This window comes from Methylobacterium terricola (genome assembly GCF_006151805.1).
GTDB lineage: Bacteria > Pseudomonadota > Alphaproteobacteria > Rhizobiales > Beijerinckiaceae > Methylobacterium > Methylobacterium terricola.
Window position 1 is genome coordinate 17,452 of record NZ_VDDA01000021.1, and the last position, 12,732, is coordinate 30,183.

The following is a 12,732-nucleotide window of genomic DNA, read 5'->3' on the forward strand; positions in this document are numbered from 1 at the left end:
GACCCTTAGCGGTCCCTCAACGAAGAAGGCCCCGCCGCCGTCCACTGCCGAATGGACGAAACCATCTTCCGTGTCATGGCTCTTGGCCGTTCAGGTCAATCCTCCCCTTCATCCGTCTCATCCGGCACTGTGTCGCCAAACGGCACGATCATGACAGGCCGGCCTTCCTCGTCGGTGATCTCGAACGAGCATTCGAACCAGTCCCGCACGCTGTCCAAGCGCGTCCGGGCGATCAGGTCGCGGGCGACTGCCAGGGCGTGCTCCCGAGCCGCAGCGCCGTCCGGCAACTCGTCGCCCTCAGGGTCCCGGGCCAGTCCCTCCAGGCCAGGATGGTGGCGCACGTTGAAGAAGTAGCGTGCCATCGTCAGGCACCTCCGATCAAGCGAGCGTACTCTGCCTCAGCCACGCCGTAGCTGCCGTCCACCAATTGCAAGAGCTTGTCCCGGTCGAGGATCTGGATGCGCTTGCGCCTGCCCTTGATGCGGCCTGCGCCCTCCAGGTTCTGCAACGCCAGTGTCACGCCCGCCCGATGCACGCCCAGCATCATCGACAGAAACTCATGCGTCAGTACCAGTTCGTCACCGTCGACACGATCGTGGCACATCAAAAGCCAGCGGGCGAGGCGAGCCTCCAGGTTGAGGGCAGCGTGGGCATAAATGGTCAGCGAGGCCTGGATCATATGTGTATGGATGTAGCGCAGAAGAATGGTGTGTAGGCTCGCGCTCTCCAGGGCGGCGGCACGTAGCACGCTCGCATCGATCCTCATGAGCGTACCGGACATCTGAACGAACGACCGCTGTGGGGTGCTATCAGTGCCTAGCAATAGTGGTGCGGCACCGACCAGACCCTCCCTGCCAATCAGTCCAACCTCGATCTTCTGCGCTAAGCCGTCGATCACGATTGAGGCGAAGCCGGTCTCTGGGAAGTAGAGTTCCTTGATTGGTTCACCCGCCCCGATCAGCTCCTCGCGCAGCTGGGATGTCATTGGCTCGAGGTGCGGCTGGAGCCGAGCAAAATCGTCGGGTGTAAGCGCCCGAAGCAGGCGGTTGTTGATGGTGGCTTGCTGGGTTTGCGACACGGCGCTCTCCCATTTGGGGCAAGAGCACGTGTCATCTCTCAAGCGCTCGCGCCCGGATCGTGAGCAAGCGACATCAGCTATTTAGGTAGTGCATAGCGATGTAACAAGGTGAGACCGATCACCGCATAAGTTATGGAAGCCACATTCCAAGACAATCATTTGCTATATTCCTAAATTAACATTTGCAATGTTGTTCATGGCATCTTGGTTCGATGCCGAACAATAAAATTGTTCGCTACAATACCAACGTCTGAGGTGGGCTTTTATCAGCAATCCCAGTGGCTTACACACGGATCGTTGTCATTCATAGAGGTCCGGCAGCGGCCGTCATCCGTAAGGAGAGCGCCTGTGAGATCCACCGATCCAAAGCCAACGGTCCTGCTTGTCGAGGACGATGCCCTCGTCGGCCTCGATCTTGGCGAGGCGCTCGTGCGTGCCGGTTACCGCACTGCCGGACCCGTCAGCACCCTCGCTGACGCCCTCGTCCACCTCCGGCGACGCCCGCCCGATCTCGCAATCGTCGATGTTCGCCTGCGCGATGGGCTGAGCAGCGAACTAGCGCGCGAACTTCACCGCCGTCAGGTGCCGTTCGTGGTCCACTCGGCCTGGCGACGGGATACCTCCCTCTGTCCCGAGTTGCAGGCTGCACCTTGGCTGGCAAAGCCCACCCTGCCCAGCGAGGTCGTCGCGACCTTGAGCAGGCTAGATCGGGATGCTGGCCGTTGAGCGGTTTCGAAAGCGCCGAACCGCTCCGGATCCCCGCTCCGCATCGCGACCGGCACCATCACCACGTCCTGGTCCGTAAGCTCGACCGTCTGGTCCCGCTGACTGAGGACGATGCAGGTGCCCTGGCCGATCTGAGTGTCGGTGCGCGCCAAGTCAGGCCTCGCACCGAGCTGCTCCACGAAGGCGATACACCGGACGAGGTAATTCTGGTGCTGGAGGGCTTCGCCGCACGCTGCAAGTTCCAGCCGACCGGCCATCGTCAAATCCTGGCTCACCTCCTACCAGGCGACCTGTGCGAGGCCGATGCCGGGCACCTGAGCCGGCTGGATTTCTCGGTTGGCACCCTGAGTGCGTGCATGGTGGCCTTCATCCCGCGGCGTGCCCTCGTCAGTACCCTTGAGCGGCATCCAGCCATGGCTCGCGCTCTACGCTTGGCCAAGCTTCAGGAAGAGGCGATCAGCCGTGAGTGGTTGGTGAATGTGGGGTGCCGCTCAGCCCTCGAAAGGATGGCGCATCTTCTATGCGAATTGCAGGTGCGACTGCAGGCGGTCGGCTTTGCGACCAGGAATGGTTACGGGTTCCCGATCACCCAGCAGGATCTGGGCGACACGCTGGGTCTCTCGAACGTTCACGTGAACCGCACGCTGAGGGTGCTGCGGGACCAGAACCTGATTGAGTGGCGGGAAAGGCAGATGAGGATCCTGGATCTACCGCAGCTGCAGGCGATAGCCGCGTTCAAGGCGGGCTACCTGCATTCGACCACTGGCCATGAGAGTCTGCCGCGCTGACGGATACCTTACACCGCTCATCGCGGGCGCCGAGATGATGCAGCCGATCGTCCGCTATCCACCCCGAGCAGTCATTCCGCTGACGGGATTGGGATGTATGTAAAGAGACAGTTTTTAATCCACTTAAAATTGTAAGTTTAGCGTGTCTGGAAATCAAAGTCGAGGGTAATAATATAAGCTTGGCGCATGGAACCAGTATCTGCCTAGTGCGAAATTCATGAGTTTTGCACCATCTTCCTGTCGGTGTAGTTTTAAACGCTTATTTGATCCAAAAGTCCAGTGCGGAACTCGCGTCCGATGCCCATCACTCAGAGCGTCCGGATGGTTACGAAGGACTACGCCAGCAGTCCGCCTTGCGCCGTGGCGACTTCAACGACCTCCTGCACACAGGGACCGACAGAATGGTGATGCTGTTCCAGGAACGTCTTGGCAGCTGAGAGGTGATCGAGGGCCCGGCTTGGCTGGCGATACTGCTCGACCATGAGATCGCTAGTCAGCGCGAATGCAAGCTCTTCAGCTAATGCCGCCACCAGCGGCAGGGCGTCGGACAACGGATCGGCAGCGCTCATGATAGGTCCTTGCTACCCCCAGCCCGATCATATTTAGCGCAATTTTCCTCCGGGCGGCAGATCGGGTAACCCTTTTGCATTCGATAGATCGGCATCGACCGAGCGGACCTTTCCGGCGGCCGACGATTTAGTCCATGATGAAAGATGCTGACCACCACACCCCTCTCTGTGCCCTGGTGGTCGATGACGACCCGCTGATCCGCATGAACGCTGCCGAGATGCTGGCAGACGCCGGATTTCAAACCCTTGAAGCGTCCCACGTCGAGGAGGCGTTAGGCGTGCTCGGCCAGCACCACCCCGCCATCGTGGTGCTGTTCACGGACGTCCAGATGCCCGGTGCCCAGGATGGGTTCGCGCTGGCCCGCCATACCGCCAAGCACTGGCCGCACATCTCGATCGTTGTAGCCTCTGGCCGCGCCCGACCGGGTCCCGATGACATGCCGAAGGGTGCCCGGTTCGTCGGCAAGCCGTTCAGCGCCGAGGTGGTCTTTCATCACCTCAAGGAGGTGGTGCCGGACGAGCATAAGCCCGAGCCGCTGAGGGCCTGACCGCTAACCTCGGCCATAGGGCTTTTTGCGCTCGGCACGCAGCATCCCCCAACCGGAGCGAGGGGCAGCCAGTCCTCCCTTGCGCCCTGGTCAAACGTTCGCGATTTACGCGTGATCAGCATTTTAGGCGGCTATGGATGACCGACGCACATATGCGGCTTGTGGACGCGATCATCGCCGAGCTCCTTGAGCAGGAAGGTATGGCCCAGGAGCTGGCTGAGTTTGCCGACCGGATGGAGGCAGACGGCCATCATGCGACTGTTGACACGCTCCGGGCCATAAGCCGTGGCCGCCGGGTTAAAGGTATCGAGCTGCGCAGCAATCTGGCAGCTCTTGAAGTTGCCAGCTACGACGCCGCCGAGGACGGCAATTAGCGCCCGCGCCTGGCACGAACGACCTCGCGCAGCACGCGGGAGAGCTGGTTCGCCGAGTAAGACTTGGCCGCTAACTCGCTTCGATCTCCGCCAGGGGGGCAGCTAACGTGCAGACCACACCGCCAGGCTGGTAGCTGAGTTCGACAGTGCCACCGCTCGCATTGGACAACCCGCGTTGGATCAGGCGTGACCCGAACCCACTGCGGGTCGGCGGAACGACCGGCGGGCCGCCTTCCTCTTCCCAGCGCAGTGCAAAGACCGGCGGGCCATCGCTGCGCACGATCTGCCAGGTCAGCCGTACCGTCCCCTTCGCCGTGGAGAGTGCTCCGTACTTGGCCGCGTTGGTCGCCAGCTCATGCAGCATCAGCGTCAGCGACACCATGGCCGCCTCACCCACTGCGACCGGCGGTCCTTTGAGGTGGAACCGACCAGGCTGTCGATCGTCGTGCAGGCCTAGCGCTGCGCTGGCCAGGGCATGCATCTCGGCTCCACCAGTCTCCGTATCGAGCAGGATGTCATGGGCCTTGCCCAGGGCAATTAGCCGGGCCGCCAGAATGTTGCGTGCGGCATCCAGATCGGTCGCGTTGCGCATCGTTTGCGTGGCGATCGCCTGCACGACGGCCAGCACGTTCTTCATACGGTGACTGAGCTCGCGGTTGACGGTCTGCTGCTGCTCCTGCGCCCGCCGCCGCTCGGTGATGTCGGTCACGGTGATGACTGCTCCAGAGACCTGCCCTTCGAGGTGGAATGGCACGCTGGTACATTCCACGGGCACTGGCTGGCCATCCTGCCGGAAGAACGTGGCTTCCTCAGCCATCACGGCCTGGCCGTCGCGCAGGGCCTGGACGAACACGCACTCCTCCGCCAGGAATGGCCTGCCATCCTCATGGTGATGATGCAGAATGTCGTGGAAGTTTCCGCCGCGCAGCTCCTCAAGGGACCAGCCGAACAGGCGCTCGGCGGCCGGGTTGACCAGTAGGATCGTGCCGTCCGGATCAAGCCGGAACACGGCTTCGCTGACGTAATCCGTGACGGTCTTCAGGAGCATAGTCTGCCGTTCCAGGGCCAGTTCGGTTTCCCGCTGGTGGGTCCGGTCGCGCAGGATCTTCAGGAAGCCGATCACCGTGCCCGTGTCGCTCTTGAGCGGCATCATCTCGCCGCTGGCCCAGAACCACACGTCGCCCTTTTTCAGATGCCAGCGCTCATCCGTGCCACGTCCACAGGTCAGAGCGCTGTGCATCTCCATCGCCGCAACACCCGCAGCCCGGTCCTCCGGGGTAAAGAAACGATCAAGGGTCTGACCGACCATCTCCCCAGCCGACCACCCAAGAATGTGTTCAGCGCCGGTGTTCCAGGTAGTCACGACACCATCGAGATCTGTCGCAATCATCGCGTAGTCGATCGAACTCTCCACGATCGCCCGGTAGCGCGCTTCACTGGCCGTCAGCGCTGTTTGCGCTTTGCGCGCATCGAGCACGCTCTCGGTCACGTCCTCGACGTAGTGGATGAGGCTGACGACCTCACCGCCGGGGCCAAGTACCGGCACCTGCAGCGGGCGCCAGTGTCGTTCCTCGAATATCCCGTCCGGACGACGAATGTTGTAGTGTAGCACCGGGAGACGGTCGGGCTGCGCGGTCTGAGTGGCCCGGTCTAGCGAAGCCCGAAGATCACGACTGCTATAGGCGTCCGGCGTGTCCGGATCGTCTGGAAATACCTCGAAGATCGACCGGCCCATGATCGCCTGCCGTTCGGTCATCGTTGCGCGCAGGTACGCCTCGTTGACCCCGACAATTGTGTAGGTCGGGCCATCCGGGGCGAGGAGTAGATAAGGGTTCGGCGTGGCCTCGAACAGGTTGAGCGCAGGAACGTCAGACAAGGTGCGTCCTGTAACGGTGACGGCGGAGTTCGTCCGGCCCATCAGTTGCTTAGCACGGCTTTTTGGCGGCGACATGGCCGTAGCCGCCCATTCGAGAAGTTTGTTTCGGCATTAGCGAGCTTGGCAGTTTGGTGTTTTCGGGCATGAACTTAGCTCGAGCGTCCGTTTTGCAATGCTGGATCAGCTCGCGAACACCGTTCTGCAGTGGTTCGCGAACGAGGTGATGTACGCTTTGCCATCGCATGAAATGCTACCGCGAGCTTACGGCCCGGCCGAACAGATGGACGGCCGGCTGCATCACGCGCTGAAGTACGCGAGCCAGCTGCTCGGCTGAATAGGGTTTGTGCAACAGCTCGAACCCGTGATCAGCCTGCTGAGCCAAAATGTGACTGTAGCCCGAGGTCAGAACGACCGGCAGACCAGGCAGACGATCGCGTAAGGTTTCCGCGAGCGTAATGCCGCCCATACCAGGCATCACGACGTCCGAGAACACCGCATCGAACCCGGCCCCGTCGTGACCCAACTTGAGCAGCGCCTCCTCACCCGTGGTCGCCCAATCCGTCGCGTAGCCGAGGTCATCGAGGATCTGTGTGCAGAACCGGCCGACCTCAACGTTATCCTCGACCACGAGTACGCGCTGGCCCGTGGCCACCGGCGCTGGTGGCGTGTCTGCATCAGTCTCCTTGACCTGGGCCGGGGCGGCCACCTCGGGCAGGTAGAGTGTGAACGTCGTGCCCTGGCCGGACACGCTCGCCACGTCCACGTCACCGCCCGACTGCTTGGCGAACCCGAACACCTGCGACAACCCAAGTCCCGTGCCCTTGCCGACCTCCTTGGTGGTGAAGAACGGCTCGAAGATGCGCCCAAGCTGGTCTGGTGCGATGCCGGAGCCGGTGTCGATGACGGAGACCGCTGCAAAGGAACTGGCCGAACCGGCGTGCCCCCGGATCGGTGGCAGATGGGCTCCGCAGGCAAGGCGCAGGATCAAGTGTCCCTCACCGTCCATCGCATCACGGGCGTTGACCGCCATATTGATCAATGCGGTCTCGAACTGACTCACGTCTGCGTGGATAAAACACGGTTCGTCCGGCGCCTCGATCGTCACCTGCACGCGCGCACCAGTCACCGTGTCGAGCATGTCGCCGACCCCGCGCAGCCGCGCACCCACATCGAACACTTCTGGCCGGAGCGATTGCCGCCGGGCGAACGCGAGCAGCTGACCAGTCAGCTTGGCGGCACGATCCACGGTGTCGGACACGGCATCGAGGTAGCGGGCCTTGCGATCGTCGGGCAGCTGGGGCCGGCGCAGGAAGTCCACCGACGAGCGAATGATCGTCAGCAGGTTATTGAAGTCGTGGGCCACCCCGCCGGTGAGCTGTCCCACCGCCTCCATTTTCTGCGATTGGCGCAGGGCTTCGGCGGTGATTTCCAGTGCCTGGGCCTGTTCCTTGTCCGCCGTGGCGTCTCGGCCGACGGCGTTGATCAATCCGTCGGCCGGGCTGGTCGACCAGCTGATCCAGCGGTAGCTGTCATCCTTGCAGCGGTAGCGGTTCTCGAAGCGGCTATACGCATGCCCCTCGGACGAGGCTTGGGCACCCTCGATTGTGTGCGCCACATCGTCGGGGTGAATGAACTCAAAGATGGTGCGGCCGAGCAGTTCGTCCTCGCGCCAGCCCAGCACCTCGGTCCAGGCCGGATTTACCGCTGTCATCACGCCCTGGAACGTGCAGCGCAGCATCAGGTCCGAGGAAAGCTGCCAGAGGGAATTGCGGTCCGCTGTGCGCTCGGCGACGCGCTGCTCCAGGGTCGCGTTCAGTTCCTGCAGTTCAGCATGGGCCCGCCGTCGCTCGGTTTCGTCGCGGGCGATCTTCATGAAGCCGCGCTCGCGGCCCTGAGGGTCTGGTGGCAGTGGCCGCACCGAGCCGTTCATGAACACGCGCCCACCGCTCTTGGTCGCGTGCCAGCGCTCGTCGTTGGCGCAGCCATGCTCCCGGGCCGTGGCGAGTTCGCGTGTCGGCGCACCAGCCGCTTGGTCCTCTGGCGTGAAAATGACCCTCGCTGGTTGGCCCACGATCTCATCGGCCGACCAGCCAAAAATCGCCTGAGCGCCGGCCGACCAGCTGGTGATGATCCCGTGGGGATCGGTGGTCAGGATCGCGTGGTCGCTTGCCCCCTCAATGACCAAGCGGAGACGCTCGGCGCCGTCCAGGACCTCGGCATCCGCACTGCGCCGGGCGATCTCGACCTCGGTGCGCTCCATCACCCGCCGGGCAAAGGCAAGTTCGTCGCTGGTCCAGGCATGTGGCTGGCTGGCGTGCAGGCAGAAGATGACCTTGAGGTGACCCTGCTCCATCAGCGGCAGGTTGGCGAGCGCCCGAATGTCGAGGTGCTGAAAGTTGAGTGCCTGGGCTGCGGTGCGCGGGTCGGTGGTGACGTCTTCGATCGCGACGTCCGCCCCACGTTTAAGGGCCTGAATGTAGGTGCCGTAGGCCGCAAAGGTGTGTTCGCCGGCAGCACTCTGCTGGCCGGAGGCCAGCCAGTCCTGCGCCAGGATGACCTTGCGCGCTTTGGCATCGACCTCGCCATAGGCGGCGCGCGACAGTCCAAGCGTCATCCCCACCGTCTCGGCCGCAGCCAGTGCCATGGCCTGCGGGGTCTCGAGCGTACGCAGACGTTCGCTCAGGACCGCCAGGGCAGCATCCAGGCGGCGCACTCCGATATCCAGCAGCACGCCGGGAAAGCGCAGTGGCGTGCCGTTCGGGCCGTGTTCGACATGGCCGTTGGCCTCCAGCCAGTAGTAGCGGCCATCCCGGCGCCGGACCCGGTACTGGTGTGCATAGGGCCCACCGCGCGCGATCACCTCGTTGATCGCCTCGGCCAGCCCGGCTTGGTCATCCGGATGGACGGTCGCAACGATCTGCGCGAGCGGAATGCCATCGCGACCAAGGGCCGGGTCGAGGCCAAAAGCCGTGGCGAACGCCTCGTCCACGGTGAACCGGTCGCTTGGTAGGTCCCAGAACCAAGTACCGATGATCGCGCCGGCGGCCAGAGCGTTCTGCAGCCGCTCGGCATTGGCGTGGGCGACCTCCAGGGCGCGTTTCTGGGCATCAATGTCCTGCAGCACGACGATAGCGTTGCTGACCTGCCCCGTGCTGGCATCCTTGAGCGGCACGCCACTGACCGCCGTCCAGATTTCGGGGCCATGCTCTGGTTGGAAACGGAATTCGACGCCTGGCATGACCAGCTCACCGCGCAACGCTCGTGCGCCCGGATACTGGTTGGGGGGAAGCCGCTGGCCGTGGGCATCATAAGCCAGCCAGCGTTCGACCCCGGTACCCTCTCTCATGCGTGACGGCAGCGGTTCACCAGGCAGGAACGTCCGGAACGTCGGATTGGCAACTAGGATCTGGCCGTTGGCGTCGAGCAGGCTGACGCCGACCGGTAGATGCTCGATCAGGACGGCAAACAGATCCCGGGCCGCAGTGCCGGCGGCGACCTCCTGCTTCAGCGTGGAGTTCTGCTGACGCAAGGCGATTTCTGCAGTGTCTCTGCGCTGACCGGCTAGGACGCTTTCGGTGGTTTCGATCGCGATATCTAGGAAGCCGGCCACCGTTGCACCGTCGCGCAGCGGACTATAGGCGAAAGTCCAATAAGTATTTTCTTCATAACCCTTGCGGGTCATAACCAGATGCAAATCAGTAATCTTGACTTCTTTACCGGCCAGCGCCTGATCAATTAGCGGCGCGATGTCCGTCCATATATCGTGCCAGACTGCCTTGATCGGCTGGCCGAGCGCGGCGGGATGACGCCCAGCCAGAAAGTCCATATAGGCGTCGTTATAGAGCAGCGTCAGCTCCGAGCCCCAGCCGGCGCACATGGCGAACGGGGACGCGAGCATCATCTCGTAGATCGTGGTGAGCGCGGGTGACCAAGCCGCCCGGGGGCCGAGCGGCGTGGAGCTCCAGTCGAACTCGCGCAGAAACGTTGATGGGACACTCATGCGTTGAAGGTCTTCTGCGTCTCGCTGGCGGTCTCGACGTGCGCCTGGAACTGCTGCTCCCGCTCATCGAGCAGGCGCAGCGCCGCGCGGACGACTTCGCTGAAGTTGCTATAGCGGCCGGAGGCTAGCATCCTCTCAACGACGGCGTGCAGCTCCGGGCTCAGTGAGATCGAGACGTTTTTGCGTACGGACATGGCCCCTCCATGCCTGGTACGAACAGATATGACCAGTGGCTTGCCTGCGACATAGGCAGCCTTGGCATTCATGAACCTCGCGAGCGAAGGAAACTGGTATCGTAATGAAAACGACGGTTTTTCAGCCACTTAAACCTGTAAGGTTAGCGTGTCTGGAAATCAAAGCCGGGTTCAAGCGCAGAAGCTTGGCATATGGAACTAGCCAGGCCGATATGACACGAACAGTCGCAATCGATCTCACTCAGGAGTTCCAATAATGCTGGCGTAAGCCACTCTGTTGATCTGGAGTTGCCAATGGTCAGTAAGCTCTTGTGTCAGTGATAAATAATAGATATAAATGCAGTTTTACGATAATTAACGTATTTAATTACAAGTAGTTATCTCGTAATGTATAGAAATTACTAAATATAAAACTTATTATAGTTAATTTGTACACTACTACATATGATAGCTGAGACGAACGAGGCCGCAGCCTGAGCCTCTCTCATCGCTCCGAGTTCCTCCCCTTGTGAGCATCTGCCATTTGAAAAAGCGAGATGTTTAACATAAGTTTATGGACTGCCCCTGCAATGCATCAAATGAAATACAGTTGCGAGCCTCAATCATGTAAGGAGCCTGCGAATGAGAGCACTACGGTCGCCTTCCATTTATCCGGTAAGGATGCCGAGTCTCTTCGCCCATGCTAACGCATGATAATTGAGGTGTATGTTATGATCAAAGTGCAGAATTTAACTTTGTACCTGTAATAATTATTTAATAATAAGCCAACACATCCCTGGGGAGTGAAACAAATTGGATAAAAACTTGGATAATTATTCAATCAGGAGCGCTTTCATTCGCAAGATGGCACTCCGGGTAAATCTCGATAATGATGATATCCACGCCTTAAACGCTGCTACCGAGCAAGTTTCTCAGATTGAAGAAGGGCGAGATGTTGTCATAGAGGGGGAAGTTCCAGAATATGCACACATTATACTAAAGGGATTTGCATGCAGATACAACGTGGTTGCCGGAGGGGGCCGATCGATCGTCGCGTATCTTGTGCCAGGTGATGGGTGTGATCTGCACGCATCTGTCCTAAAACGCATGTCTCACTCGGTTTCGACCGTCACATCTTGCACCGTTGCCTCCATTCCCTACCGCAAGATCAAGGAGATGGCAGCCTACCGGCCAAACATCTACCTCGCTCTGTGGTGGTCGGTCTTGGTCGACGAGTCAATTTTGCGCGAATGGTTGGTCGGCGTAGGACGGCGCTCGGCCGACAGGCAGGTAGCTCACTTCCTATGCGAGGTTCTGGCCCGCCTTCAGGCAGTCGGCATAGCGATGGAGCCTGATTATAAGCTACCTCTAACGCAGTCCGAGTTAGCCGATACGGCAGGGCTGTCGCACATGCACGTCCATCGCGTGCTCACCACTCTCCGCAAGGAGGGCTTGATCGAGAGCAAGCGCAAGGGTCTCGTCGTACCTGATCCGAAGCGTCTCGAAGCCTTCGCCAATTTCGATAATCGCTATCTCCATCTACCGGAGATCTCCGAGGTGTCGGACCCCCCTCACGAGCTCTCGCACGCGACGCGTCTTGAGTTCGAACGGCGCTTCAACTGACATTTGTTTGTTAATTTGATCGCGAGCCCCTTGCCGCACAGTGGTCGAGGTTATGACACGCACGCCACCGGCGGCGCGCCGGTACCCCGTGCCGTGCCGTCCCGGGTACTGTCAGTCGCGGACGACCGAAGCCTTTCGAAGACATTCAATCAGCAAATGCTTAACAAGGTCGGTGTTGGCTGATAGAACTCTCGTGCTGTGCGGTCAAGATATTCCTCATTCGGCCTTAATCGACAAATGATGAAGATGGATTAATCGCGATATTCTCCGTCCTTATCGGGAACACCCGCGGCATCCGGGACTTGTTCAGCCGTGGGGCAGCCCACACCCATGAGGCGAGTGCTTATTCCTGGAGCCGATGAGCTCACGTGTTCGCCTCGAACGCGCAGCCAACGTAGAAGGAATCTCCCATGGCTGACTTTTTCAGCACTCTCACGAACACTGGCAACTGGGGCGGTTCGACTGGCGGCGAAAGCAGCCATTGGGGCGGCTCATCCGGCGGCGATGCCGGAGGTTCGTCCAGCACGTTCGATCTGAGCAAGGTGCTCAACGTCGACAACAACACCACCTACGATCAGACGAGCTACAGCAATCACCAGAGCAGCTCGAATGAGTCGTCGGCCGTCGACAATGGCAGCGAGTCGTCGAAATCTTACGAGATGACTTCGCACGATGGCGATCATGGCTCGTCGAGCACGTCGTACGAAGCGTCGAACCAGGATTTTGGCGGAAGCCAGTCGGAATCCTCGGAGGCGAGCCACAACGTGGACTACACTTCCCATAGCTTCACCAACGACTTTAGCCTCGACAGCTCGTTCGATCAGCTGAGTCAACTGCAGAGCCATGACGGTGGCGGTCTCCTCGGCCACGGCTAGGCCGAGGCCCGAACCGAAGGGCAGCTGGCTGCTTCCGCAGCCCCGGCCCGGGATCGCACCATGGTCCCGGGCCACATCGTCGCTCCCAGTTCGCGAGGTTCG

12 protein-coding genes are annotated in these 12,732 nt (G+C 60.8%); 6 read left to right on the forward strand and 6 right to left on the reverse strand.

Going from position 1 to position 12,732, the window contains the following annotated elements; all coding sequences use genetic code 11:
- Window positions 1-95: 95 nt before the first annotated feature.
- Entirely contained in the window at window positions 96-362 is a 267-nt protein-coding gene (locus FF100_RS28355) for a DUF6894 family protein (protein ID WP_139039113.1), read from the reverse strand.
- Between the two features lie 2 nt (window positions 363-364).
- The gene (locus FF100_RS28360; protein ID WP_139039114.1) at window positions 365-1,078 is read right to left on the reverse strand and encodes a Crp/Fnr family transcriptional regulator; all 714 of its coding nucleotides are present in this window, start codon (window positions 1,076-1,078) and stop codon (window positions 365-367) included.
- 348 nt (window positions 1,079-1,426) lie between these two features.
- On the opposite strand from FF100_RS28360, the gene FF100_RS28365 reads away from it, so the two are divergent.
- The gene (locus FF100_RS28365) at window positions 1,427-1,804 is read left to right on the forward strand and encodes a response regulator (protein WP_171070363.1); all 378 of its coding nucleotides are present in this window, start codon (window positions 1,427-1,429) and stop codon (window positions 1,802-1,804) included.
- Window positions 1,801-2,592, forward strand: coding sequence for a Crp/Fnr family transcriptional regulator (locus tag FF100_RS28370; protein ID WP_246102467.1), 792 nt, complete (start codon window positions 1,801-1,803; stop codon window positions 2,590-2,592). Before FF100_RS28365 ends, FF100_RS28370 begins: the two co-directional genes overlap by 4 nt.
- Before the next feature lie 335 nt (window positions 2,593-2,927).
- On the opposite strand, the gene FF100_RS28375 is transcribed toward FF100_RS28370, so the two are convergent.
- Entirely contained in the window at window positions 2,928-3,161 is a 234-nt protein-coding gene (locus FF100_RS28375; RefSeq protein ID WP_139039116.1) for a hypothetical protein, read from the reverse strand.
- A 137-nt stretch (window positions 3,162-3,298) separates the two neighbouring features.
- On the opposite strand from FF100_RS28375, the gene FF100_RS28380 reads away from it, so the two are divergent.
- Together FF100_RS28380 and FF100_RS28385 are read left to right on the forward strand one after the other, a co-directional pair.
- On the forward strand, window positions 3,299-3,709 hold the full coding sequence (locus FF100_RS28380) for a response regulator (protein WP_246102469.1): 411 nt from the start codon (window positions 3,299-3,301) through the stop codon (window positions 3,707-3,709).
- A 137-nt stretch (window positions 3,710-3,846) separates the two neighbouring features.
- The gene (locus FF100_RS28385) at window positions 3,847-4,083 is read left to right on the forward strand and encodes a hypothetical protein (RefSeq protein WP_139039117.1); all 237 of its coding nucleotides are present in this window, start codon (window positions 3,847-3,849) and stop codon (window positions 4,081-4,083) included.
- Window positions 4,084-4,153: 70 nt separating this feature from the next.
- On the opposite strand, the gene FF100_RS28390 is transcribed toward FF100_RS28385, so the two are convergent.
- The 3 genes from FF100_RS28390 to FF100_RS28400 all read right to left on the reverse strand — a co-directional run bounded on the left by FF100_RS28390 (window position 4,154) and on the right by FF100_RS28400 (window position 10,153).
- The gene (locus tag FF100_RS28390) at window positions 4,154-5,959 is read right to left on the reverse strand and encodes a PAS domain S-box protein (protein WP_171070365.1); all 1,806 of its coding nucleotides are present in this window, start codon (window positions 5,957-5,959) and stop codon (window positions 4,154-4,156) included.
- Between the two features lie 250 nt (window positions 5,960-6,209).
- Window positions 6,210-9,959 carry a PAS domain S-box protein gene (locus tag FF100_RS38065; protein ID WP_139039119.1) on the reverse strand — a complete coding sequence of 1,250 codons (3,750 nt, stop codon included), beginning with the start codon at window positions 9,957-9,959 and terminating at the stop codon, window positions 6,210-6,212.
- Complete coding sequence (locus FF100_RS28400; protein ID WP_139039120.1) at window positions 9,956-10,153, reverse strand: type II toxin-antitoxin system ParD family antitoxin; 198 nt, start codon at window positions 10,151-10,153, stop codon at window positions 9,956-9,958. The genes FF100_RS38065 and FF100_RS28400 overlap by 4 nt, the downstream gene beginning before the upstream one ends.
- A 792-nt stretch (window positions 10,154-10,945) precedes the next feature.
- Between FF100_RS28400 and FF100_RS28405 the strand changes: the two genes are divergently transcribed.
- Window positions 10,946-11,755 carry a Crp/Fnr family transcriptional regulator gene (locus tag FF100_RS28405; protein ID WP_246102471.1) on the forward strand — a complete coding sequence of 270 codons (810 nt, stop codon included), beginning with the start codon at window positions 10,946-10,948 and terminating at the stop codon, window positions 11,753-11,755.
- Between the two features lie 410 nt (window positions 11,756-12,165).
- The gene (locus tag FF100_RS28410) at window positions 12,166-12,630 is read left to right on the forward strand and encodes a hypothetical protein (RefSeq protein WP_139039121.1); all 465 of its coding nucleotides are present in this window, start codon (window positions 12,166-12,168) and stop codon (window positions 12,628-12,630) included.
- Window positions 12,631-12,732: the final 102 nt, after the last annotated feature.

Bases quoted from the DNA above. Each gene is read 5' to 3' on its own strand.
- FF100_RS28400 (WP_139039120.1), bottom strand. From the start codon at position 10,153: ATGTCCGTACGCAAAAACGTCTCGATCTCACTGAGCCCGGAGCTGCAC.
- FF100_RS28380 (WP_246102469.1), top strand. From the start codon at position 3,299: ATGAAAGATGCTGACCACCACACCCCTCTCTGTGCCCTGGTGGTCGAT.
- FF100_RS38065 (WP_139039119.1), bottom strand. From the start codon at position 9,959: ATGAGTGTCCCATCAACGTTTCTGCGCGAGTTCGACTGGAGCTCCACG.
- FF100_RS28355 (WP_139039113.1), bottom strand. From the start codon at position 362: ATGGCACGCTACTTCTTCAACGTGCGCCACCATCCTGGCCTGGAGGGA.
- FF100_RS28375 (WP_139039116.1), bottom strand. From the start codon at position 3,161: ATGAGCGCTGCCGATCCGTTGTCCGACGCCCTGCCGCTGGTGGCGGCA.
- FF100_RS28385 (WP_139039117.1), top strand. From the start codon at position 3,847: ATGACCGACGCACATATGCGGCTTGTGGACGCGATCATCGCCGAGCTC.
- FF100_RS28410 (WP_139039121.1), top strand. From the start codon at position 12,166: ATGGCTGACTTTTTCAGCACTCTCACGAACACTGGCAACTGGGGCGGT.